At 29.3% G+C, this 23,482-nt stretch carries 19 protein-coding genes, 3 tRNA genes and 2 pseudogenes; 17 read left to right on the top strand and 7 right to left on the bottom strand.

The annotated features are described in order from the left end of the window. Positions 1–73 precede the first annotated feature (73 nt). From tgt to N5A56_RS01585, 5 genes and pseudogenes are all read left to right on the top strand, one after another. Positions 74–1,204, top strand: a complete 1,131-nt coding sequence (gene tgt / locus N5A56_RS01605; RefSeq protein ID WP_265724074.1) for a tRNA guanosine(34) transglycosylase Tgt — start codon at positions 74–76, stop codon at positions 1,202–1,204. A gap of 50 nt (positions 1,205–1,254) precedes the next feature. Then, a complete protein-coding gene (locus N5A56_RS01600; RefSeq protein ID WP_265724075.1) occupies positions 1,255–1,698 on the top strand; it encodes an LptF/LptG family permease in 444 nt (147 codons plus the stop codon). A gap of 44 nt (positions 1,699–1,742) precedes the next feature. Then, positions 1,743–2,345, top strand: coding sequence for an LptF/LptG family permease (locus N5A56_RS01595; RefSeq protein ID WP_337994753.1), 603 nt, complete (start codon positions 1,743–1,745; stop codon positions 2,343–2,345). Then, a pseudogene (locus N5A56_RS01590) lies at positions 2,332–3,245 on the top strand (DMT family transporter). The gene N5A56_RS01595 and the pseudogene N5A56_RS01590 overlap by 14 nt, the downstream one beginning before the upstream one ends. Before the next feature lie 74 nt (positions 3,246–3,319). Then, on the top strand, positions 3,320–4,273 hold the full coding sequence (locus N5A56_RS01585) for an acetyl-CoA carboxylase carboxyltransferase subunit alpha (protein ID WP_265724076.1): 954 nt from the start codon (positions 3,320–3,322) through the stop codon (positions 4,271–4,273). A gap of 108 nt (positions 4,274–4,381) precedes the next feature. On the opposite strand, the gene N5A56_RS01580 is transcribed toward N5A56_RS01585, so the two are convergent. Both N5A56_RS01580 and N5A56_RS01575 read right to left on the bottom strand, forming a co-directional pair. Next, entirely contained in the window at positions 4,382–4,555 is a 174-nt protein-coding gene (locus tag N5A56_RS01580) for a TlpA family protein disulfide reductase (protein WP_265724077.1), read from the bottom strand. Next, complete coding sequence (locus N5A56_RS01575) at positions 4,552–5,409, bottom strand: TlpA family protein disulfide reductase (protein ID WP_265724078.1); 858 nt, start codon at positions 5,407–5,409, stop codon at positions 4,552–4,554. The genes N5A56_RS01580 and N5A56_RS01575 overlap by 4 nt, the downstream gene beginning before the upstream one ends. Positions 5,410–5,521: 112 nt before the next feature. Here N5A56_RS01575 and hutH point away from each other — a divergent pair, with 112 nt between their 5' ends. Beyond that, entirely contained in the window at positions 5,522–7,030 is a 1,509-nt protein-coding gene (gene hutH / locus N5A56_RS01570; protein WP_265724079.1) for a histidine ammonia-lyase, read from the top strand. Between the two features lie 140 nt (positions 7,031–7,170). Here hutH and N5A56_RS01565 read toward each other — a convergent pair whose 3' ends face one another. Together N5A56_RS01565 and N5A56_RS01560 are read right to left on the bottom strand one after the other, a co-directional pair. Next, positions 7,171–7,818, bottom strand: a complete 648-nt coding sequence (locus tag N5A56_RS01565) for an outer membrane beta-barrel protein (protein ID WP_265724080.1) — start codon at positions 7,816–7,818, stop codon at positions 7,171–7,173. 150 nt (positions 7,819–7,968) lie between these two features. Further along, complete coding sequence (locus tag N5A56_RS01560; protein WP_265724081.1) at positions 7,969–10,533, bottom strand: ATP-dependent Clp protease ATP-binding subunit; 2,565 nt, start codon at positions 10,531–10,533, stop codon at positions 7,969–7,971. 271 nt (positions 10,534–10,804) lie between these two features. On the opposite strand from N5A56_RS01560, the gene gyrA reads away from it, so the two are divergent. After that, on the top strand, positions 10,805–13,321 hold the full coding sequence (gyrA, locus tag N5A56_RS01555; RefSeq protein WP_265724082.1) for a DNA gyrase subunit A: 2,517 nt from the start codon (positions 10,805–10,807) through the stop codon (positions 13,319–13,321). A gap of 23 nt (positions 13,322–13,344) precedes the next feature. Continuing rightward, entirely contained in the window at positions 13,345–14,601 is a 1,257-nt protein-coding gene (locus N5A56_RS01550) for a tetratricopeptide repeat protein (protein ID WP_265724083.1), read from the top strand. 54 nt (positions 14,602–14,655) lie between these two features. Here the strand turns inward: N5A56_RS01550 and N5A56_RS01545 are convergent, their stop codons facing one another. Beyond that, positions 14,656–15,426 carry a C40 family peptidase gene (locus N5A56_RS01545; protein WP_265724084.1) on the bottom strand — a complete coding sequence of 257 codons (771 nt, stop codon included), beginning with the start codon at positions 15,424–15,426 and terminating at the stop codon, positions 14,656–14,658. 10 nt (positions 15,427–15,436) lie between these two features. Beyond that, positions 15,437–16,612 carry an acetyl-CoA C-acyltransferase gene (locus tag N5A56_RS01540; protein ID WP_265724085.1) on the bottom strand — a complete coding sequence of 392 codons (1,176 nt, stop codon included), beginning with the start codon at positions 16,610–16,612 and terminating at the stop codon, positions 15,437–15,439. Positions 16,613–16,751: 139 nt separating this feature from the next. Here N5A56_RS01540 and N5A56_RS01535 point away from each other — a divergent pair. The 5 genes and pseudogenes from N5A56_RS01535 to N5A56_RS01515 all read left to right on the top strand — a co-directional run bounded on the left by N5A56_RS01535 (position 16,752) and on the right by N5A56_RS01515 (position 20,558). Next, positions 16,752–18,815: pseudogene (locus N5A56_RS01535) on the top strand (HD family phosphohydrolase). Positions 18,816–18,919: 104 nt separating this feature from the next. Further along, positions 18,920–19,001, top strand: a tRNA-Ser gene (locus tag N5A56_RS01530). 15 nt (positions 19,002–19,016) lie between these two features. Next, positions 19,017–19,091, top strand: a tRNA-Pro gene (locus N5A56_RS01525). A 29-nt stretch (positions 19,092–19,120) separates the two neighbouring features. Beyond that, positions 19,121–19,194: transfer RNA gene (locus N5A56_RS01520), tRNA-Arg, on the top strand. Positions 19,195–19,370: 176 nt separating this feature from the next. Further along, entirely contained in the window at positions 19,371–20,558 is a 1,188-nt protein-coding gene (locus N5A56_RS01515) for a site-specific integrase (protein ID WP_265724086.1), read from the top strand. Positions 20,559–20,627: 69 nt separating this feature from the next. Here N5A56_RS01515 and N5A56_RS01510 read toward each other — a convergent pair whose 3' ends face one another. Continuing rightward, positions 20,628–20,828: a helix-turn-helix domain-containing protein gene (locus tag N5A56_RS01510; protein ID WP_265724087.1), complete on the bottom strand. Its 201-nt coding sequence runs from the start codon at positions 20,826–20,828 to the stop codon at positions 20,628–20,630. A 179-nt stretch (positions 20,829–21,007) separates the two neighbouring features. Between N5A56_RS01510 and N5A56_RS01505 the strand changes: the two genes are divergently transcribed. The 4 genes from N5A56_RS01505 to N5A56_RS01490 all read left to right on the top strand — a co-directional run bounded on the left by N5A56_RS01505 (position 21,008) and on the right by N5A56_RS01490 (position 23,386). Beyond that, entirely contained in the window at positions 21,008–21,661 is a 654-nt protein-coding gene (locus N5A56_RS01505) for a hypothetical protein (protein ID WP_265724088.1), read from the top strand. A 15-nt stretch (positions 21,662–21,676) separates the two neighbouring features. After that, entirely contained in the window at positions 21,677–22,240 is a 564-nt protein-coding gene (locus tag N5A56_RS01500; protein ID WP_265724089.1) for an XAC2610-related protein, read from the top strand. Then, complete coding sequence (locus tag N5A56_RS01495) at positions 22,237–22,890, top strand: hypothetical protein (protein WP_265724090.1); 654 nt, start codon at positions 22,237–22,239, stop codon at positions 22,888–22,890. The genes N5A56_RS01500 and N5A56_RS01495 overlap by 4 nt, the downstream gene beginning before the upstream one ends. A gap of 151 nt (positions 22,891–23,041) precedes the next feature. Beyond that, positions 23,042–23,386, top strand: coding sequence for a hypothetical protein (locus N5A56_RS01490; protein WP_265724091.1), 345 nt, complete (start codon positions 23,042–23,044; stop codon positions 23,384–23,386). Positions 23,387–23,482 lie beyond the last annotated feature (96 nt).

Here is a 23,482-nt window from a genome sequence, read left to right as displayed (position 1 = left end):
AATTATCTTTTTGTAATTTTTATAACAGTTCATTTAATTTTTCAATTCTTAAATAATAGTATCTTTGCTGTCAATGAAATTCGACTTAAAAATAACCGACCCAAAAAGTAAGGCTAGAGCAGGAGTAATAACTACCGATCATGGTGTAATTGAAACTCCTATTTTTATGCCCGTAGGAACTGTTGGAACTGTAAAAGGTGTTCATCAATCAGAATTAAAAAACGAGATTAATCCAGATATTATTTTAGGTAACACATATCACTTATACTTACGTCCTGGATTAGATATTTTAGAAAAAGCAGGAGGTTTACATAAGTTTATGAATTGGGATCGTAACATCTTAACAGATTCGGGTGGTTACCAAGTATACTCTTTATCTGGTAGAAGAAAAATTAACGAACAAGGTGTAAAGTTTAAAAGTCATATAGATGGTTCTATGCACTTTTTTACACCAGAAAATGTAATGAAAACGCAACGTACAATAGGCGCCGATATTATTATGGCTTTTGATGAATGTACACCGTATCCTTGCGATTATAATTACGCAAAAAGATCTATGCACATGACGCATCGTTGGTTGGATAGGTGTATAAATCACTTAGAAAAATTGCCTTTTAAATATGGTTTTGAACAAACATTTATGCCAATTGTACAAGGTAGTACCTATAAAGATTTACGTAGACAATCTGCAGAATATATAGCAAACTCAAATCAGCAAGCAAATGCAATAGGTGGACTTTCAGTAGGTGAACCTGCAGAAGAAATGTATGCAATGACGGAAGTTGTAACAGAAATTTTACCAGAAGATAAACCAAGATATTTAATGGGTGTTGGTACTCCAATTAATATTTTAGAAAACATTGCTTTAGGTATAGATATGTTCGATTGTGTAATGCCAACAAGAAACGCTAGAAATGGTATGTTATTTACAGCACATGGTTCTATCAATATAAAAAATAAAAAGTGGGAAGACGATTTTTCTCCAATAGATGAAATGGGAATTACTTGGGTAGATACCATGTATTCAAAAGCCTATTTACGTCATTTATTTGCTGCTAAAGAAATGTTAGGAAAACAAATTGCTTCTATTCATAATTTAGGATTTTATGTTTGGTTAACACGCGAAGCTAGAAAACATATTTTAGCAGGCGATTTTAGAGAATGGAAAGATAAAATGGTAAAACAAATGGATAAACGCCTATAATTATAGGTTTAAGAAATATCTTCATTTAAAAACAAAATAAAGCAGCGCTTTTGAAAATTATAGATTGGTACATATTAAAACGATTTTTGGTAACCTTTTTGTTTACCTTATTAATTTTGATTCCTATTGCCATTGCTATAGACATCTCTGAAAAAATTGATAATTTTTTAGAACATGCAGATTTAGGTTTTTATCAAGTAGTAGATGAGTATTATAAAAATTTTACCATTTATTATGCCAATACATTTATGCCATTGGCATTATTTATTGCTGTAATTTTATTCACTTCTAAACTTTCTAACAACACCGAAATTATCGCTATTACTAATGCTAAAGTATCTTTTACTCGATTTTTGTATCCTTATTTTATTGGAGCTACATTAATTACTGTTATGTCTTTACTGATGAACCATTTTGTAGTGCCTAATAGTAGTAAAACTAGAAAAAAATTTGAGAAAGAATATATTGATAATAATAAGAAAAAAATGAACTAAAATATGTTAGAGATTTTAGTCTACAGCTCACAGATAGTACTTATATTTTTATAAGAAATTTTAATACAAGTACAAGTGCTGGTTTTGACTTTACCTCTGAAGTTTATGATGGTTTAAAATTAAAATCGAAACTTGTTGCAGATAATATTAGATTCAATAAAAAAGATTCAGTTTTTACGTTAAATAATTGGAGAAAAAGACAAATTTACAATAACAGAGATAGTATTTTTTCGGGAAATAAATTAGATACCGTTTTTAACTTTACACCAAAAGATTTAATATATAAATCAGCTTTATCACAAGAAATGCCATCTGATGAACTATTAAAGTTTATTAATATTTCTAGAAAAAGAGGAGTGAAAAATTTAAATGCATATTTGGTTGAGCTTCATAAAAGAACAAGTTTACCAATTGCATCTTACATACTTACAATTATAGCAGTTGCTTTAGCTTTTAGAAAACGTAGAGGAGGAACAGGAGTAAATTTAGCAATTGGAATTGGAATGATGTTTATGTACGTTTTTCTAATGAAAGTATCGGAAGTTTTAGGTGCGGTAGCTGGTGTAAATTCCCTTTTGTATGTTTGGATGCCTAATTTATTTTTCGGGTTTGTAGCCATATATTTATACTACAATGCTAGAAAGTAGGCTTAAAAATTACTTATTATTACATCTCATTGTCTTTATTTGGGGTTTTACTGCAATTTTAGGTGCGCTTATAACTATAGATGCAATTCCTTTAGTCTTTTTTAGAATGGGATTAGCAGTTTTGTTTATTGCTATCTATTTTCTTTTTAAAAAGAAAAGTTTTTACGTAGACAAAAAAGGATTAATCAAATTTTTATTCTCAGGAATTATTATAGCATCTCATTGGATTTTCTTTTTTAAAGCAATAAAAGTATCTAATGTTTCAGTTGCTTTAGTTACTATGAGTACCGGTGCTTTTTTTACATCCTTAATAGAACCACTTTTTTTAAAAGAAAAGTAAAATCGTTAGAAATTATTTTAGGAATGATTGTAATTGGTGGTTTGTATATTATTTTTAATTTTGAAACTGAATATAAACTAGGAATTATTTATGCCTTAATTTCATCTTTTTTAGGTGCTTTGTTTTCTGTTTTAAACGGCCTCTTTATCAAAAAGTATGATGCAAATAGAATCTCATTATATCAACTCTTGTTTGGTTTTCTGTTTGTAGCTACTTACTTATTTTTTAATAATAGTTATTCAATTACTTTTTTTATACTACCCAAAAAAGATTGGATTTACTTATTTGTTTTAAGTAGTATTTGTACAGCTTATGCGTTTATAATATCTGTAAAGGTGATGAAATATTTATCGCCATACACTGTTATGTTAACTATAAATCTAGAACCAGTTTACGCAATAATTTTAGCCTTAATAATTTTTGGAGATAAAGAAAAAATGAACCCAGCATTTTATATGGGAGCAATAATAGTACTAAGTGTAGTTCTTTTAAACGGAGTAATAAAAAATAAATCTGTTATCAAACAAAAGATTCAACAGAAAACAAAACTAAAAAAGTAAACTGAACTTGCTTAATAAAGTAAATTTTATAGTATGTTTGTTAATCCAAACCACTAAATCAAAATAACTGCAAAATGGAATATTTAGATTTTGAAATGCCAATAAAAGAGCTAGAAGATCAGCTAGAAAAGTGTCAAATTATTGGAGAAGAAAGTGAAGTAGATGTTACTGCAACTTGTAAAAAAATAGAAAAAAAACTAGCTGCTGCTAGAAAAGATATTTATAAAAACTTAACCCCTTGGCAAAGAGTACAACTGTCTAGGCACCCAAACAGACCATATACGTTAGATTACATTAATGCTCTTTGTGGAGGTACTTTTATGGAACTTCATGGAGATAGAAATGTAAAAGATGATAAAGCAATGATTGGTGGGTTAGGTAAAATTGGAGACCAATCTTTTATGTTTATTGGTCAGCAAAAAGGATACAATACTAAAACGCGTCAATACAGAAATTTTGGGATGGCAAATCCTGAAGGGTATAGAAAAGCTTTACGTTTAATGAAAATGGCAGAGAAATTTAATATTCCTGTTGTAACTTTATTGGATACTCCTGGTGCATATCCAGGTTTAGAAGCAGAAGAGCGCGGACAAGGTGAAGCTATTGCTAGAAATATTTTAGAAATGACTCGTTTAAAAACACCTATTATAACAATTGTGATTGGTGAAGGAGCTTCTGGTGGTGCTTTAGGTATTGGAGTAGGAGATAGAGTATACATGATGGAAAACACTTGGTACACTGTAATTTCTCCAGAATCTTGTTCTTCAATCTTATGGAGAAGTTGGGAATTTAAAGAACAAGCTGCAGCTGCATTAAAATTAACGGGAGCAGATATGAAAAGGCTAAAGTTAATTGATGCTATTATAAAAGAACCAGTTGGAGGTGCACATGCAGATAGACAAGGAGCATTTAAAGCGGTAGAAACTCAAATTTTAGCAGCTTTTGAAGAGTTAAAAGATTTATCTGAATCAGATTTAGTTATGAAAAGAATGGATAAATACTCTGATATGGGTGTTTACAAAGAGTAGAAAATCAGTTAGGTATTATATATATAAAGGCGAAATTCATTTAAGAATTTCGCCTTTTTTATGAATACACTTTTTTTGTAATTTTTTTATCCAGAATTTTTAGATTATTTATATGCCTAAAGAAGTAAATAGATCTTTTAATCTTGGTTCAGAAGGTCTTGGAGCATTTGCATCTACAATTTTACCTTCTGGGTCTATAATAATAAATCTAGGTATAGCATTTATTTGATAGGCCTGTTGGAAAGAAAAATCTTGACCAGACCAAAGTTGAACTCCTGTCATATTTTTTTCTTTACAAAATTTCTCCATTTTTTCTCAGCAGCTTCCCAAGATCCACCACTTCTTCTAGATTCATCTGTAGAAATACTTACAAATTCAATATTTTTATTATGATATTCTTTTTCTAAAGATTGTAAAAAAGGGATTTGTTGTATACAAGGTCCACACCAAGTAGCCCAAACATCTATATAAACATATTTACCTTTAAAAGAATCTAAAGATTTTGTACCTCCTTTAATATCAATATAGTTTTCAAATTTAGGTGACGGTTTACCTTTACTCATAAACCTGTTTTTTTCATAAGCATTGTTGAAATAAGTAACAACTTGCTGGTTTTGTTTTTTTATTGAATTATATAAAGTACTATCTAAATTATTATATGCATTTAAAATACTATCGTATTCAAATTTTAATTGATTTACTTTTTCTTTAAAAGCATTTTCTTCTAAGTTTAAAATTACTTGAGGATTTCCTATACTTTGACTTTTTGCTACCTGAGCTAAAATAAAGTTACTATTATCAGAACCTTCACCAGAAAATTTAAAACTATTCATAAAATCATCTGCATCTCCTTTTAAAGAAATATTATACCCGTTTTTTAAATAAATAGGAGACCTTTTGTTGGTCGATGTTAAAAAAGTATAAATAGCAGCTTTTTCAATTTTTAATGTATCTTTAAAACGACCATCTTCTTTGATTACTATTTTTTTAATAACACCTTGTTGGTTTGCAATTGAAATTATAGTGTCTTTATTGTTTTCTAGTTTACCAGATAAAGTAAGGTACTCTTTTGGATGGCTTTTTCCACAAGAACTTAATAGTAATAAGCTAAATAGTATAACGCTAATGTTTTTCATTCTAAAAATTTAAATTTTCTGCAAATATAAAGCTTAAATTACAGAAAAAAGGTTAAAATGATTTGCATATACTCTTATGAATTTGCACTTTTGAAACTCAATAAAACAACTTATGAGCTCTTTTCATTATATAGATATTAAACCTCTAGATTTAACAGATATTCAAGAAATAGTTTCTTCGGATAAAAAACTAGTATTATCTGAAACTGCGATTCAGAAAATCGAAAAATGCAGGTCTTATTTAGATGCTAAAACGAAATCGATTTCGAAGCCTATTTATGGTATTAATACAGGTTTTGGATCGTTGTATAATGTGAAAATTGATGATTATAATTTACAGAAGCTACAAGAGAATTTAGTAATGAGTCATGCCTGTGGAACTGGTGATGAGGTGCCGAAAGAGATTGTTAAATTGATGATTTTATTTAAAATAAAAGCTTTAAGTTACGGACATTCTGGGGTGCAATTAAAAACTGTAAATAGATTGATAGAATTTTATAATAACGATATCATTCCTGTTGTTTATACGCAAGGTTCATTAGGTGCTTCAGGAGATTTATCTCCATTAGCGCATTTGGCTTTACCATTAATTGGGTTAGGAGAGGTGTATTATAAAGATGATAAAATTGAAAGTAAAAAATTATTAGACCTTTTTTCTTGGGATAAAATAAACCTACAATCTAAAGAAGGTTTAGCTTTGTTAAACGGTACACAGTTTATGTCTGCATACGGAATTAATTGCCTGCTAAAAGCGCATAAATTATCGTATTTATCAGATTTAATTGGTGCAATTTCTTTAGAAGGTTTTGATGGTAGAATAGAGCCCTTTAACTCATTAATTCATTTTGCTAGACCTCATAATGGGCAAATAAAAACTGCGGAAAGAATTAAAGATTTTTTAGAAGAAAGTGAATTAATTTCGCAAGAAAAACAGCATGTACAAGACCCATATTCATTTAGATGTATGCCACAAGTACATGGAGCTAGTAAAGACACTATAAGGTTTGTAACTAAAACTTTTCTAACTGAAATAAACTCTGTTACAGACAATCCAAATATTTTTGTTGATGAAGATGAAATTATCTCTGGTGGAAATTTTCATGGACAACCATTAGCTTTAGGATTAGATTTTTTAGCCATTGCTTTATCGGAATTAGGGAATATATCGGAACGTAGAACATATCAGTTAGTTTCTGGCCACAGACATTTACCTCCATTTTTGGTTTCTAATCCTGGTTTAAACTCTGGTTTTATGATTCCGCAATATACTGCAGCAAGTATTGTAAGTCAGAATAAACAATACGCAACTCCCGCAAGTGTAGATTCTATTGAGTCTAGTAACGGACAAGAAGATCATGTCTCTATGGGGGCAAATGCGGCAACAAAATGTAAAAAAATTGTAGATAATTTACAAACCATTTTTGCAATAGAACTTTTTACAGCTTCACAAGCATTAAGTTTTGGAAATAGAAAAAGTTCTCCATTTTTAGAATCTATAATAAGTTCATTTAGACAAGAAGTAACAATTGTAGAAGAAGATAGAGTGCTACATTCAGATATTATAAATGCTTCTAAATTTATTACTTCTTTAGAAATTGATAGTTTAGAATTGTTTGGATAAAGTTTGCTAACGTGTAAGATTTATTGCCTTTCTTAAGTAGTAAATTTCGTAAATAAAATACTAATGGAAAAATTCCGAAGGAATTTATCAAGAGAGTCAAAACAAACAATAAAGTTTAAACGGTGTTACAAACAGTTTTTCTAATAAAGGTTGTAGGATAGTCCAAAATTTAAAATAGAACTATTCAATTGTTGTCTTTTTGTAAATCCATACGAATATCGAATATCAATCTGATATAATTCAGATATTTTATATCCGAAACCAATTGCTCCAGCAAATTCAAGATTTTCAGAGCTAGAGTTTTTCAAAATTAGTTGAGAATTAATTGGGGCATGTTTATAAGATATATTTCTACTAAAAGTATACCCAAATTGTGGGCCAATTTCAAAAAAATATTTATTCAGATTAATGTTTAATAAAATAGGGATTAATACATTATATTCATTTATTACTGCTTTTGTTTCTTGATATACTACTTTGTCTTGATTAGTATAAATATTACGTAAATCTTTAAATTCAATAGTTGCTTTACTGCCAGTTTTAGAAATTAACAATTCGGGTTTTATTGAGATCAATTTATTGATTCCAATATTAGAATAAGCTCCAATATAGAAACCTATCTTTCCATTATAGTAAGCTGGAATATGAGTAAATAAATTCAAATCAATATTATCGATGTAATTCGAGTAGTTCATTCCAGCTTTTATTCCAAAATGAATATTTTTATTTTGAGAAAATAAGATTAATGGAAAAATAGTTAATAATCCAATAAATAAGTTTTTTTTCATTGTATGTAACGTTAACAGGGATAAGACTTCGTTCTAATGATTTATATTCGTTTTTTAGCGAAGGTCTTTTTTTATTTAAAAAATAAGAAGGTAAACACCTTATTTAAGTCAAAAAAATCCCAAACTGATAAGTTTGGGATTTTTACTATTTTAAGATTCTGTTTCTGTTCTAGTTTCAGTTTTCTTATCTCCTTTTCTAATTTTGATGGTGAGCTTGTTTTTGTCATCATCTAAATCCATAGTTATCGTATCGCCTTCAGATAGTTTAGAATTTACAATTTCTTCTGCCAAAGCATCCTCAATGTATTTTTGTATCGCTCTTTTAAGTGGTCTTGCACCGTACTTTTTATCAAAGCCTTTGTCTGCTATATAATCTTTAGCTTTTTCACTTAATTCTAACGTATATCCTAAATCTGCTATTCTTTGTAATAGTTTATCTAGTTCAATATCTATAATAGAATGGATATCTTCTCTTTCTAAAGCATTAAACACAATAACATCATCTATTCTGTTTAAGAATTCTGGTGCAAAAGATTTCTTTAATGCACCTTCAATTACAGATTTTGCATGGGCATCTGCTTGTTCTTTTTTAGAAGAAGTTCCAAAACCTACACCGCCACCAAAGTCTTTTAATTGACGAGCACCTATGTTAGAAGTCATAATAATTATGGTGTTTCTAAAATCGATTTTTCTACCTAAACTATCGGTAATATGACCGTCATCTAAAATTTGTAATAACATGTTAAACACATCTGGATGCGCTTTTTCAATTTCATCTAAAAGGATAACAGAATACGGTTTTCTTCTTACTTTTTCTGTTAATTGACCACCTTCTTCATAACCAACATAACCAGGAGGCGCACCAATTAAACGAGAAATAGCAAATTTTTCCATGTATTCACTCATATCAATTCTAATTAAAGAATCGTCAGAATCAAATAACTCACGAGCTAAAACTTTAGCCAATTGCGTTTTACCAACACCAGTTTGTCCTAAGAAAATAAAAGAACCAATTGGTTTGTTAGGGTCTTTTAAACCAACTCTATTACGTTGTATTGCTTTTACCACTTTGGTAACCGCTTCATTTTGCCCAATTACCTTTCCTTTAATTAAGTCTGGCAATTCGTGTAATCTATGTGTTTCTGCTTCTGCAACTCTGTTTACAGGAATTCCTGTCATCATAGAAACTACTTCTGCAACATTGTCTTCGGTTACAATTTCTCTATTTAATTTAGAATCTTCTTCCCATTGGTTTTGAGCAGAATTTAAGGCCGATTCCATGTTCTTTTCATCGTCACGTAACTTAGCAGCTTCTTCGTATTTTTGCCCATTAACAGCTTTTGTTTTACGATCTCTAATGATTTCTAATTGTGCTTCTAATTCTAAAACTTGCTGCGGAACTATAATGTTTGTGATATGAATTCTAGAGCCCGCTTCATCTAAAGCATCAATAGCTTTGTCTGGTAAATAACGATCTGTCATGTACCTATTAGTTAATTTTACACAAGCTTCTAGTGCATCATCTGTATAATTTACATGATGATGTTCTTCATATTTAGTTTTAATATTATGTAAAATTTGTATGGTTTCTTCAACAGAGGTAGGGTCTACAATTACCTTTTGAAAACGACGTTCTAAGGCGCCATCTTTTTCTATATTAGTTCTAAACTCATCTAAAGTTGTGGCACCAATACATTGTATTTCTCCTCTTGCTAAAGCAGGTTTTAACATATTAGAAGCATCTAATGAACCTGTTGCGCCACCTGCGCCAACAATAGTATGAATTTCATCAATAAAAAGAATAATATCATCATTCTTTTCTAATTCGTTCATTAACGCTTTCATTCGTTCCTCAAATTGCCCACGGTATTTTGTGCCTGCAACTAAACTTGCTAAATCTAAAGAGACTAGACGTTTATCAAACAAAATTCTAGAAACTTTACGTTCTACAATTCTTAAAGCTAAACCTTCTGCTATGGCAGATTTACCAACACCAGGTTCTCCAATTAACATTGGATTGTTCTTTTTTCTACGACTTAAAATTTGTGAAACACGTTCAATTTCTTTTTGCCTACCAACTACAGGATCTAGTTTTCCTTTTTCTGCCAAATCTGTTAAATCTCTACCAAAATTATCTAAAACAGGTGTTTTAGATTTTTTTACATTTTTACCTTTTTGTGTATTATCAAAAGGATTCGATTTTTCAGAAGCAAACTCGTCATCAGAAGGTGTTTCTGCAATTGGGTTAGAAGGTAATTCTAAATCGGTATCATCTACATGTAATTGTTTATAAAGTGCTTTAGCATCATCATAATTTACATTGTATTTTTGAATTAACTTTGTTGTTGGGTCGTTTTCATTTCTTAAAATACATAATAATAAATGTGCGGTATCTATAGATTCGCTTTGGTATAATTTAGCTTCTAAAAAAGTAGTTTTTAAAGCTTTTTCTGCTTGCCTAGTTAAACGTAAACTAGGTTTATCTGTATTATCTATAAAAGAAGGATTGGATGGGTTTAATTGCTCTAGTTTTTTTCGTAATAAAACTAAATCAACATCAAAAGCTGTTAAAATTTCTATTGCTTTTCCTTCTCCTTTTCTTATTAAACCTAATAGTAAATGTTCTGTTCCAATAAATTCTTGGCCTAACCTTAAGGCTTCTTCTTTACTGAAAGTGATTACATCTCTAACTTTTGGTGAAAAATTATCGTCCATATTTCTTTCTGTCTTTATTGATGTGTTGTAAATTTAGTCCTTTTTTTTATGATTAATTACAAAAAAGATGCCATAGCATAAAATATGACAGTTTGACCACAAAAGCAAGGTAGAAAACTATTGAAAATCAGACAAATAAATTTATGTTAAAAATTATCAAAAAATGTTGATAACTCTAGCGAATTCTAAAAAGTAAAACCTTTGAAAAAACTACGAGAAATAGTATCTTGCCTTGTTTTAAAAATTAGAGTAAAATATTAATAAAATATATATGACAGACGGAGAAAAGTTAATTCCAATTAACATTGAAGATCAAATGAAATCTGCATACATTGATTATTCAATGTCAGTAATCGTTTCGAGAGCATTACCAGATGTAAGAGATGGTTTAAAACCAGTACATAGAAGGGTTTTATTTGGTATGCACGAATTAGGAATTAAAGCTACTGGATCGTATAAAAAGTCTGCTAGAATTGTTGGGGAAGTTTTAGGTAAATATCACCCACATGGTGATACATCTGTCTATGACTCTATGGTACGTATGGCTCAAAATTGGAGTGTACGTTATATGATGGTAGATGGGCAAGGTAACTTTGGGTCTGTTGATGGAGATTCTCCTGCAGCAATGCGTTATACAGAGGTTAGAATGCAAAAAATATCAGAAGATATGTTAGCTGATATTGAAAAAGATACTGTAGATCATCGTTTAAATTTTGATGATACTTTACAAGAACCTACCGTTTTACCCACTCGTATTCCTAATTTATTAGTAAACGGAGCTTCTGGTATTGCAGTTGGTATGGCAACTAATATGGCGCCACACAACTTAACAGAAGTTATAAATGGTACTGTTGCATATATTGAAAATAGAGATATAGAAATTGATGAGTTAATGCAACATGTTTCTGCTCCAGATTTTCCTACTGGTGGTATTATTTATGGCTACGATGGTGTAAGAGACGCTTTTCATACAGGTAGAGGGCGTATTGTAATGCGTGCTAAAGCGGTTATTGAAGAAGTTAAAGGGCGTGAGTGCATTATTGTTACAGAAATTCCTTATCAAGTGAATAAAGCAGAAATGATAAAAAAAACTGCTGAGCTTGTAAATGATAAAAAAATTGAAGGTATTTCTAATATTAGAGATGAGTCTGATAGGAATGGAATGCGTGTTGTTTATATTTTAAAGCGTGATGCAATACCAAATATCGTTTTAAATAAATTATTTAAATACACGCAATTACAAACTTCTTTTAGTGTAAATAATATTGCCTTAGTAAATGGAAGACCAGAGCAATTAAACTTAAAACAATTAATTCATTATTTTGTTGAGCATAGACATGAAGTTGTTGTTCGTAGAACTGAATTTTTATTAAAGAAAGCAGAAGCAAGAGCTCATATTTTAGAAGGTTTAATTATTGCATCTGATAATATTGATGAAGTAATTAAAATTATTAGAGCATCTAGCAATGCAGATGAAGCAAGAGAGAGTTTAATTGAACGTTTCGAATTAACAGAGATACAAGCGAAAGCAATTGTAGAAATGCGTTTACGTCAATTAACAGGTTTAGAGCAAGATAAACTACGTGCTGAGTTTGATGAAATCATGTTAACAATTACTGATTTAAAAGATATTTTATCTAACGAGCCTAGACGTTACCAAATAATTACAGATGAGTTATTACATATTAAAGAAAAGTATGGAGATGAACGTAGATCTGCAATAGAATATGCAGGTGGAGATATGCGTATTGAAGACATGATACCTAATACGAAAGTAGTAGTTACCATTTCAAATGCAGGTTATTTAAAACGTACCAACTTAGAAGAGTATAAAGTTCAGAATAGAGGAGGAAGAGGTCAAAAAGGCGCAACCACAAGAAATGAAGATTTCTTAGAGCACTTATTTGTTGGTACAAATCACCAATATATGATGTTCTTTACCCAAAAAGGTAAAGTATTCTGGATGCGAGTTTATGAAATTCCTGAAGGTGGTAAAAACACCAAAGGTAGAGCAATGCAAAACCTTATTAATATTGAGCAAGATGATAAAGTAAAAGCATTCTTAGTAACTCAAGATTTAAAAGACGAAGAGTATATTAATAGCCATTATGTAATTATGGCTACTAAAAAAGGTCAAGTTAAAAAGACTTCTTTAGAGCAATATTCTCGTCCAAGAACAAATGGTATTAATGCAATTACTATAAAAGATGGTGATGAATTATTAGAAGCTAAATTAACAACAGGAGACAGTCAAGTAATGTTAGCTTTAAAATCTGGTAAGTCAATTCGTTTTGAAGAAGCAAAAACTCGCCCAATGGGAAGAACTGCATCTGGAGTTAGAGGTATTACATTACAGCATGAAAATGATGAGGTAATAGGTATGGTTGCTGTAAATGATATGGAAAGCAATATCCTTGTGGTATCAGAAAAAGGTTATGGGAAACGTTCTAAATTAGAAGATTATAGAGTTACTAACAGAGGTGGTAAAGGAGTTAAAACTTTAAATATATCTGAGAAAACTGGAGAATTGGTAGCTATTAAGAATGTAGATGATTCTAACGATTTAATGATTATTAATAAATCTGGTTTAACCATTAGAATGGCTGTTGAAGATTTAAGGGTTATGGGACGTGCAACTCAGGGTGTTCGTTTAATAAATATTAAAGATTCTGATAGTATTGCTGCTGTTGCTAAAGTAGCTCATGAAGAAGAAGCTGAAGAAGAATTAGAAGACGATTCTGAAAATGGCACGGAAATTGAAAATGATTCAAACGAAAATCAAGAATAACAATAAATAAACAAATCAGTAAAATGAAAAAACAAATATTAGCGCTTTCTTTAGGAATAATATCTATTGGAGCTTTTGCACAAAAAAACGAACTTAAAGCTGCAGAAAAAGCGATTAAAAAAAATGATTTTAAATCGGCTATTACAGTTTTAAACTCTTTAAACTCTATGGAAAATTCTATGGAATCTAAGTATAAGGCTAAGTTTTATTACTTAAAAGGAAAAGCTTTTGCTGGCGGACAAGATTATTTAAATGCATCTGAAGCTTTTAGTGATTTAATGAATTATGAAAAAGAAATTGGTAAAGCAAAATATACAAAAAGTGCTGCACCTATGTTAAATAAATTGGTTGCTGATGTTTCTCAAAAAGCAATTAAGTTATATAATGAAGATAAAGATTATAAAAGTGCTGCCACTAACTTTTACTTAACGTATAAGTTAAGTCCAAGTCCAAAGGATACTTCTTTTGTTTTTAATGCTGCTGTATCTTCTACTCAAGCAAAAGAGTATGATACAGCATTAAAGTATTATAGAGAATTAAAAGATATGGGGTATACTGGTATCGAAACTCAATATGTTGCTACTAATAAAGCTACTGGTGCAGTAGAAAACCTAGGGTCTAAACAACAGAGAGATTTAATGGTTAAAGCTGGGCAATATATAAAACCAGAAGTAAAACAAACTAAATCTAAAAGTGGAGATATTATTAAGAATATCGCATTAATTTTAAATACTCAAGGAAAAAGTGATGAGGCTATAATTGCTATGAAAGAAGCAAGAGCAGCAAATCCTAAAGATTTAAATTTATTATTAAATGAAGCCGATCTTTATATTAAATTAAAAAAGATGGATAAGTTTGGAGAACTTATGCAAGAAGCAGTTAAATTAGATCCAAATAATCCTATTTTATTTTATAATTTAGGTGTTGTTAATGGTAATCAAAATAAATTTGATGACGCTATTGGTTATTATAAAAAAGCAATTGAATTAAAGCCAGATTATAGAGATGCTTATTTAAACTTAGGTTCAGCTATTTTGAATAAAAGAATTGCTGTTCAGGAAGAAATGAATAACAATCTTGATAATAATAAAAAATACGAAGAGTTAGAAGCTAAATTAAAAACGATTCATGAAGAAGCTTTACCTTTTGTAAAGAAAGCTGATGAGTTAAAAAGAGACTTTGATTCTGTAAAAAATCTTTTAAATATTTATGATTTATTAGAAAAGGAAGCTGAAGGAGATGCTTTAAGACCAATTTATAAAAAATTAAGAGGTCAATAATATTGCTTCTTACTTAATATAAAAAAAACCGAAACTTAACGTTTCGGTTTTTTTTTATATTAATTTTTTAATAACTCGTAGTTTATGAGTGTGTTTTTGTAAATCGGAATTAAAAATTCCACTATGATCTAAAGTATCTATTCTTACTTTTCCATGAGCATGAATAATATGGTAGTCATTTAAAATAATACCAACATGTATAATTTCACCCTCTTCATTATCAAAAAAAGCTAAATCTCCGGGTTCACTTTCTTCAATAAAACTTAATACCTCACCTTTAGAAGCTTGCTCTTTAGCATCTCTAGGTATTTTATAACCACAAAGCTTATAGGTCATTTGTGTAAAACCAGAACAGTCAATCCCAAAAGGAGTTTTTCCTCCCCATAAAAAAGGAGTATTTAAATAAGTAAACGCTTTTTGAATAATTTCATTTTTTGATAAAACACCTTTAAATGTAGCTCCTTCGTATTGAAAGCGTTTAGTGTTAATATAAAACTGATTATTTGTAAAAGAAGGTAATCTAGCACCCAAAGGTATTGTAAATAAATCGTTTGTATCACTAGAGATAAAGTCAATTATATCACCTGAATAAATAGATTCTATAGTTGATAATTTTTGAAAGTAGTCTTTAGAAATTTCTTCAAATTGTTTGTTATCAATATAACCCTCAAAATTATCATAAAATAAACGAATCTTACTCCAGTATTTGTTTTTTTCTAGAATAGTAAAATGCTCTCCAAATAACATCTGACTTGTCATTTCTGATGCGTCTGAAGCTTCTGAACGAATAGGAACTATACTAAGATTACAAATACCGAAGTTCAATTTTATTGTATTATATTCTTTCAATAATTAAAGCACTAGCACCACCACCACCATTACAAATAGCAGCTGCACCAATTTTGGCATTATTTTGTTTTAATATAGATGTTAAAGCAATTACTATTCTAGCTCCAGAAACGCCTAATGGATGACCTAAAGAAACAGCACCACCGTTTACGTTTACATTTTTATCATTAATACCAAGTATTTTCATGTTTGCTAAACCAACAATAGAAAAAGCTTCGTTTAATTCAAAATAATCTACATCATCTATAGATAGGTTTGCTTTTGCTAAAGCTTTAGGTAAAGCTTTAGCTGGCGCTGTTGTAAACCATTTTGGTTCGTGTGCAGCATCTGCGTAACTTTTTATTTTAGCAATAGGAGCTAAGTTTAATTCTTTTGCTTTTTCTGCAGACATTAAAATTAAAGCAGCACCACCATCATTAATAGTAGAAGCATTTGCAGCAGTAACAGTACCGTCTTTAGTAAAAGCAGCTCTTAAGGCTGGGATTTTTTCCATTTTCACATTCTTATATTCTTCATCTTCAGAAAAAAGAATAGGTTCTCCTCGTCTTTGTGGTATAGAAACGGGTACAATTTCATCAGTAAATTTGCCTTCGCTCCAAGCTTTAGAAGAGCGGTTGTACGATTGAATTGCAAATGCATCTTGGTCTTCTCTAGAAAAACTATATTCAGTAGCACATTCATCTGCACAAACACCCATAGCAACTTTTCCATAGGCATCTACTAAGCCGTCTTTTTGCATGCCATCTTCCATTGTAATTGGTCCAAATTTAGAACCAGTTCTAGCATGTTGATAATGAGGAATAGAACTCATGTTTTCCATTCCACCAGCAACAACTACATCAGCATCACCTAGAGCAATTGTTTGGGCAGCAAGCATTATAGATTTCATTCCAGAAGCACAAACTTTATTTACAGTTGTACAAGGAACAGTATCTGGAATACCAGCATGAATAGCAGCTTGTCTTGCAGGTGCTTGACCTAAGCCAGCAGATACAACATTACCCATAAAAACTTCTTCAACTAAAGAAGCATCTAAATTAATTTTATCTAAAGCACCTTTTATTGCTGTTGCTCCTAAGATAGTGGCAGGTATAGTAGATAAACTACCCATAAAACTACCTATTGGAGTTCTGGCAACCGATACAATTACAACGTCTTTCATACTAAATATTTATGTTTTATAATATTAAAAATATAGGTTGCTAAATTAACCAAATTAAATCAAATTAAAATCTTAATATATGTGTAATTTTTAAGCTTCATTATTTTACTGTAAGTTTGTTATACTAAGAGAGAATTCGATGAGCGAAATAGTAAATAAAATCTACAGAAATAATACAATTATATATAAGGTATTTTTATTTCTAATTACCACTATAGCAATTGTATATTTATTTCCGAAAGGAGGTCAATTTAAATATGATTTTAATAATGGCCAACTTTGGAAATACGATAATTTATATGCTCCTTTTGATTTTGCAATTCAAAAAACTGATGAAGAAATAAAAATTGAAAAAAAGAAATTGAAGCTAATAGTAAATTATATTTTCAATATGATAGAGATATTGTTTCTGAAGTAAAGCAAACATTTCAAAATAGAATTTCTCAAATAAATACTAGTGATTCTTTAACTAATAAAGATTTAGATAGATTAAAGAAAATAGGCGAGAGAGTTCTGTGGAAAGTATACGATATTGGTTTTTTAGAGGTTATTAGTGAAGATAGATTGTCTGATAGAAATGAAATAATTGTACTAAAAAAAGAAAATGAGGTACAGGATGTTTTGTTTAAAAAGTTATTAACCTCTAAAAATGTATTAGAAATAATTAATACAAATTTAGAAGATGAACCTTATAGCTATGGACAAAAATTAGTGCTTAATTTATTAGCAGGTATTATAAAACCTAATGTTTCTTATGATAATGTTTTAACTGATAAGATAATTAATAATGAGATTAGCCATATTTCTTATACTAAAGGTAAAGTAGAATTAGGAAAGTTAATAATTTTAAAAGGAGATATTGTTGAAGGAAAAAAACTAGCAATTTTAAACTCTTTAAAAAGTGAGTCTGAATCTAAAGTTTGGACAGAGTCGAATTATAATTGGATTATTTTTGGGTATACAATTTTAGTTTCTTTAGCCTTATTGATGTTACTTTTATTTCTAAATAAATATCGACTAGAAATATTTAATAATAATAATAAAGTAACCTTTATTTTCTTTAATGTTTTTGCTATAATTTTTATCCAAACATTGGTTATAAAATACAATTCTGATTATTTATATGTTGTTCCTTTAAGTATTCTTCCTATAATTTTAAAAGCATTTTTTGACGCAAGATTAGGGTTGTTTACTCATGTTTTAACCGTTTTACTTTTAGGATATATAGTGCCAAATAGTTTTGAATTTATTTATTTACATATTATTGCAGGTATCGTAACCATATTAACAGTTTCTGAGTTATACAAAAGAGCAACTTTATTTATTTCTGTAGCGCAAATTACTTTAATATACATGATTACTTATTTTGCGTTTTCGATTATTAAAGAAGGTAATGCTTCTCAAATTAATTGGGATTATTTTATGCTTTTTGCAGCAAACGGGTTATTATCTTTTCTTTCTATTATTCTAATATATATTTATGAGAAAGTATTTGGTCTTGTTTCTGATGTAACACTTTTAGAGCTTTCTAATACTAATACAAAGCTTTTAAGAGAGCTTAATGAAAAAGCTCCAGGAACATTTCAACACTCTATGCAAGTAGCTAATTTGGCAGAAGCAGCAGCAAACGAAATAGGAGCCAATTCTATGTTGGTTAAGAACAGGTGCATTATATCATGATATTGGTAAAATGTTAAATCCAATGTATTTTATAGAAAATCAATCAACTGGTGTAAATCCACATAATGATTTATCTCCAAGAGATAGTACTAAAATTATTACAGACCATGTTATAAAAGGAGTTGAGTTGGCTAAAAAGCATAATTTACCAGATAGAATAATAGATTTTATAAGAACACATCATGGTACTAGTTCTACATATTACTTTTTTAAAAAAGAACAAGAGTTAAATCCAGATACGAAGGTTGATATTAAAAAATTCCAATATCAAGGGCCAATTCCATTTTCTAAAGAAACAGCAATACTTATGATGTGTGATGCAGCAGAAGCTGCTTCTAAAAGTTTAAAAACACCTACAGCTCAATCAATCAGTAATTTAATTGATAAAATTTTTGATAAACAAATGGCAGATAATCAATTTTTAAATTCAGATATTACTTTTAGAGAGATAAAAATTATAAAAAAAGTGGTAAAGAAAAAGTTAATGAATATTTATCATTTAAGGGTAGAATATCCTGAGTAAAAAAAGTTTTATAAAAACTTTAAAAAAGTCTTGTAATATTGTAATTCTAATATTACATTTGCACTCGCAATTTTTAATTCAAGCTTTTAAGTTTGAAGTCGAAAGGAGAGATGGCAGAGTGGTAATGCAGCAGATTGCTAATCTGTCGACCTTAGGGTCGCCAGGGTTCGAGTCCCTGTCTCTCCGCTAAAAAATTGCACTCGGGGTGTAGCGTAGCCCGGTCATCGCGCCTCGTTTGGGACGAGGAGGTCGCAGGTTCGAATCCTGCCACCCCGACACAGTTGTCGTAACAACTTAAAAAATACGGGCTCTTAGCTCAGCTGGATAGAGCACCTCCCTTCTAAGGAGGCGGTCGAAGGTTCGAATCCTTCAGGGCTCACTTAAAGCTTCACAGAAATGTGAGGCTTTTTTGTTTTCTACAGGTTTTGTAAGGGTTTGCAGTACTTCGCATTAAATTCAATATCACTTCACAATTAATCAATTTACATCTTTTAGGTGTGCAATTAGGTGTACCATTATTTCTTCTGGTGTACCATTTTACAAAACATAAAATCTATGAATAACTATAAATTAGCTGTACTCTTTTTTCTACAAAGAAACAGAATAAATAAAAAAGGGAAATGTCCTATAAGATGTAGGATTACATTTTTAAAAAATAGAAAAGAATTCTCTTCTGGGATATTTATAAATCCAGATAATTGGGATAGTAGTAAACAGAAAGCTTTACCTAATAATAAAGAAAACACCATTTTAAATAACAAACTAAGCCTTATTCATCAACAGATAGATAAGGCTTTTTTAATGCTTCAAATCTTACCTGATGACTTCGATGTTGATGATGTTTATAGGAAGTATAAAGGGGAGGATTCTAAAGAAGAAATTACAATTTTAGGTGCTTATGATTTACATAATGATAAAACAGAAAAATTGATAGGAATTGACTTTAATAAATTATCTTGGAGTAGATATGTTGAGAGTAGAAGAAAAGTAGCATTATTTATTTCTAAATTCTACAAAAGAAAGGATGTAAGGCTGAAAGATTTAAATTTAAAATTTATTCAAGACTTAGAGTATTTCTTTAAAACTGAATTGAAATTAAGACAAGCTACTGTTTATAGAAGCATACAAAGAGTAAAGAAAATAATTCAGTTTGCTATTTCTGAGAACTATTTAAAAAAAGACCCTTTTCACCTATATAAAAACAAGAAGTATAAAACTGTAATTGTTTATTTAACTGATGAAGAATTAAAGAAGTTAGAAAAGCACAACTTTAGTCAAGTAAGATTACAGCAAGTAAAAGATTTGTTTATATTCTGCTGTTATACAGGTTTAGCGTATGCTGAAATGTCAAATTTAACAGTTAAAAACATTGAGGTTGGTTTTGATGGTAAGGAATGGATTGAAATGTATAGACAGAAAACTAAGAGTAAAATTTCTGTTCCGATACTACCTAAAGCAAAAGAAATATTGAGTAAATATGATAATAAGCTACCTACTATTAGCAACCAAAAGTTTAATTCTTATTTAAAGGAAATAGCTGAGGTTATTGGAATAGATAAAAGATTAACACATCATATTGCAAGGAAAACTTTTGCTACAACTGTACTACTTTATAATAACGTTCCTATGGAGATTGTTTCCGAATTGTTGGGTCACTCTAATATGAACGTTACTCAATCTCATTATGGTAAAATTGTGCAGAATAAAGTGAGTATAGAAGTTGATAAACTTTATAAAAAATAAAAACTCCACTTCTATAGAGAGGTGGAGTAAATTGCTATGAAAAAGAAATTTCTTTATTTTCAAATATAGTTATTTAAAATCAAATAATTCTTTGACTTCAATGTTTAAAGCTTTAGCTAGAACATATAATGTTGAAATAGTTGTATTAATTTCACCTCTTTCAATTCTGCCAATTTGTGATATGGATATGTCACAGTCATTGGCTAAATCTTCTTGAGATAGATTAGCTTTATTTCTTAGCATTTTTAGGTATTTACCAAATGCTTTCATGAATGCTATGTTTTTGACTTTTATCACTATGTAAAAATCAATAAACCTCATATACTTTATTAACGCATATATGCGTTATAATTGTTATATTTATTCAAAACTATGAAAAATACATATTTACTTTTAGGGTTGTATTTTAAAAATCACAAGAAACTAAAGGATATAACAGGTTAATTAGAATGAAACAACAAATAATACAAGCTATAAAAAACTTTGATATTAATAAGCTAAGTATTTTTCTTGATGATAGTAAATCATATATGGATTTATATAAATCAATTTTTCTTAAAGCATTAGAAGATAAATTTAACGAAGCTAAAAAACAAGGTTGTAATGGCTTTGATAAAGTTAGTTATGGAATATGTTGTGCATGTAACAAAGGTTGTGAAGCAATCACATTTATATCTAAATCAGGATTTTATTTAGACTTATTTATTGAAAGTAAAAATAACATTGATGTAGATGATATTTATACATGTTCTGAAATTATAAGTTCTAATATTATTGAGAAAAAATATAGTTTAGAACCACATTTTTATGAAGATGAAAAAGTAACCTTTTATGCAGATTCTAAATACAAATTTATAAAAGAACAGTATAAATTAATGCTTTCTGATATTAATCATTTTAAAGAAAATTTAAGCCTTAAAGATTTTATAACCTGGTATGATAAATATAATGATTTAAGAAATTTAGATTTTTTAGAAACAACTTTACTGAAATTATACACCAAAATATACGATGCTATAACAGCAATTGATAAAATTATTGAGCAACAGGTAGAAACAGAGTATTTTGTAAAATCTATAAAAGAAGCAGTAAGTATTTACTAAAATTTATAAAAGTGTATGTTGAAAATTAAATTTTATTTTTTCTTATTGTTAACATCAGCAAGCTACTCACAAGATGGTTGGACTAATTTTGCTGATGAAAACGAAATAAATATTAAAATAACAGAAAACACCAAGAAGTTTAAAGTTAATTATTTAGAATTTGTTTCTGTCTGGGATAGTAAAATGACACCTAATGAAAAATATGAGTATTTAGGAGGAATTAAAAATCTTAAAATATACTTCAAAAATAAACAAATTGATGAACATGTTAATTTACCTGATAATATAGGACTGGGTTATGTTCTAATGAGATTTTATGATTATAATTTTGATGGTTTTTTAGATTTTACAGTTCAAGTAGATTGTGGAGGTAGTTGTTACTCTAGCTATTATTTATATGATGAAAAACTAAAAAAGTTTGTCTATCAAAAAGAATGGAATATTAGCATTCAAAAAATAAATAAGAAAGAAAAACTAATCTTAACCCAGCCAGAAGGAATGGTGGATGATAGAAGTTTATTTAGAGTAAATGATGATAAATTGATAAAAATTAAAAGAATTAATCTCAAATCAAAATGATTAGAACAAATGAAGAGTCAGGAGAGAGAGAATTTATTTCTATTGGTTTGATTGAAACTATTAGTGAAATTGATAAGGTAAATGATAAAGGGGATTTATGGAGAAGTACTACTGTTAAGATAAAATATCCAAATGGTCATAGTGAAGTTATTGGTGCTTCTTTACAAAAAATCTTATTAGATTTATATCCAAATGTTTTCAAAGTAGGGGAGCGTGTTGAAGTAGCAATACAATTAGATGGAGAATATGCTGGTAATGCTAAATTACAATTAGAAACACTTGCAAAAGCAGATGTATCTATGTTAGTAGCATCAGATGCACCTTTAACAACAGAAGGATATAATGATGAGATTTTAATTAATGAAAAAAATAATATTAAAAGAGAAGAAATATTTGTGGAAGTTGAAACTGATTTTGAAGATGGCTATGAGCAATGGTTAACTGATAAACAGGAAGTAGAACAGTATCAGGAAGAGGAAATTAATAAAAATAGCTTTCCAATTGCAGAAGTTCTATCATGGATTTATTTGTTTTTTATAATATTAATGATTTTGCAAAAAGGAGTGTCTAATACATTTAGTACAATTGGCTGGATTGGAGATGGATTAATTACAATCGCTATTATAATTGTCATTCAAAGTAAGTCTTAATCTATTCTCTAAATAAAAAAATAATTTTTTTCAAAATTTTCAAAAACTTTTACTACTATGAAAGCGAGGTAATCTAAATTCAGCCCCCACTCACTTTTACCATTGCGGGATACCCCCGTACTATTAAATAATCTTTAAAATTTAAGAAACTATGGTAAAAATTGTAGGATTTAAGACCTTTGAAAGAAAAAATGGGTCAGAGTTTTGTGCATTAATTGTACAAGGAGGAATTGAAGCAGTGAAAAGCAGAGAAACAGGAAGAACTTATTTTACAGCACGTAAAGTAAATGTCAGTTGCACATTTGATGAAGAAATGTGTGAAAGTTTAATTGGTTCAGATTTTCCTGGTAGTATTCAAAAAGTACAGGTAGATGCTTACGAGTATGCAATACCAGAAACTGGCGAAATGGTGACACTAACGCACAGTTATCAGTATGTAAGTGAAGAAGAAAACGTTGTTAAAAACAATGTAGTGGAAAAAGAATTGGTTTTATAAACTAATTCTTTAAGTTAAGATACAATATAGAGTTTACAGAAATGTAGACTCTTTTTTTGTGTCTTTTTTTAGTGAAATAGTCTCATTGAATTTAAT

Source organism: Polaribacter ponticola, from assembly GCF_026191475.2.
In the GTDB taxonomy this organism is placed as follows: Bacteria; Bacteroidota; Bacteroidia; order Flavobacteriales; family Flavobacteriaceae; genus Polaribacter; species Polaribacter ponticola.
Note: the sequence above shows the minus strand (reverse complement) of the source record. Positions and strands in the feature narration are given on the sequence as shown.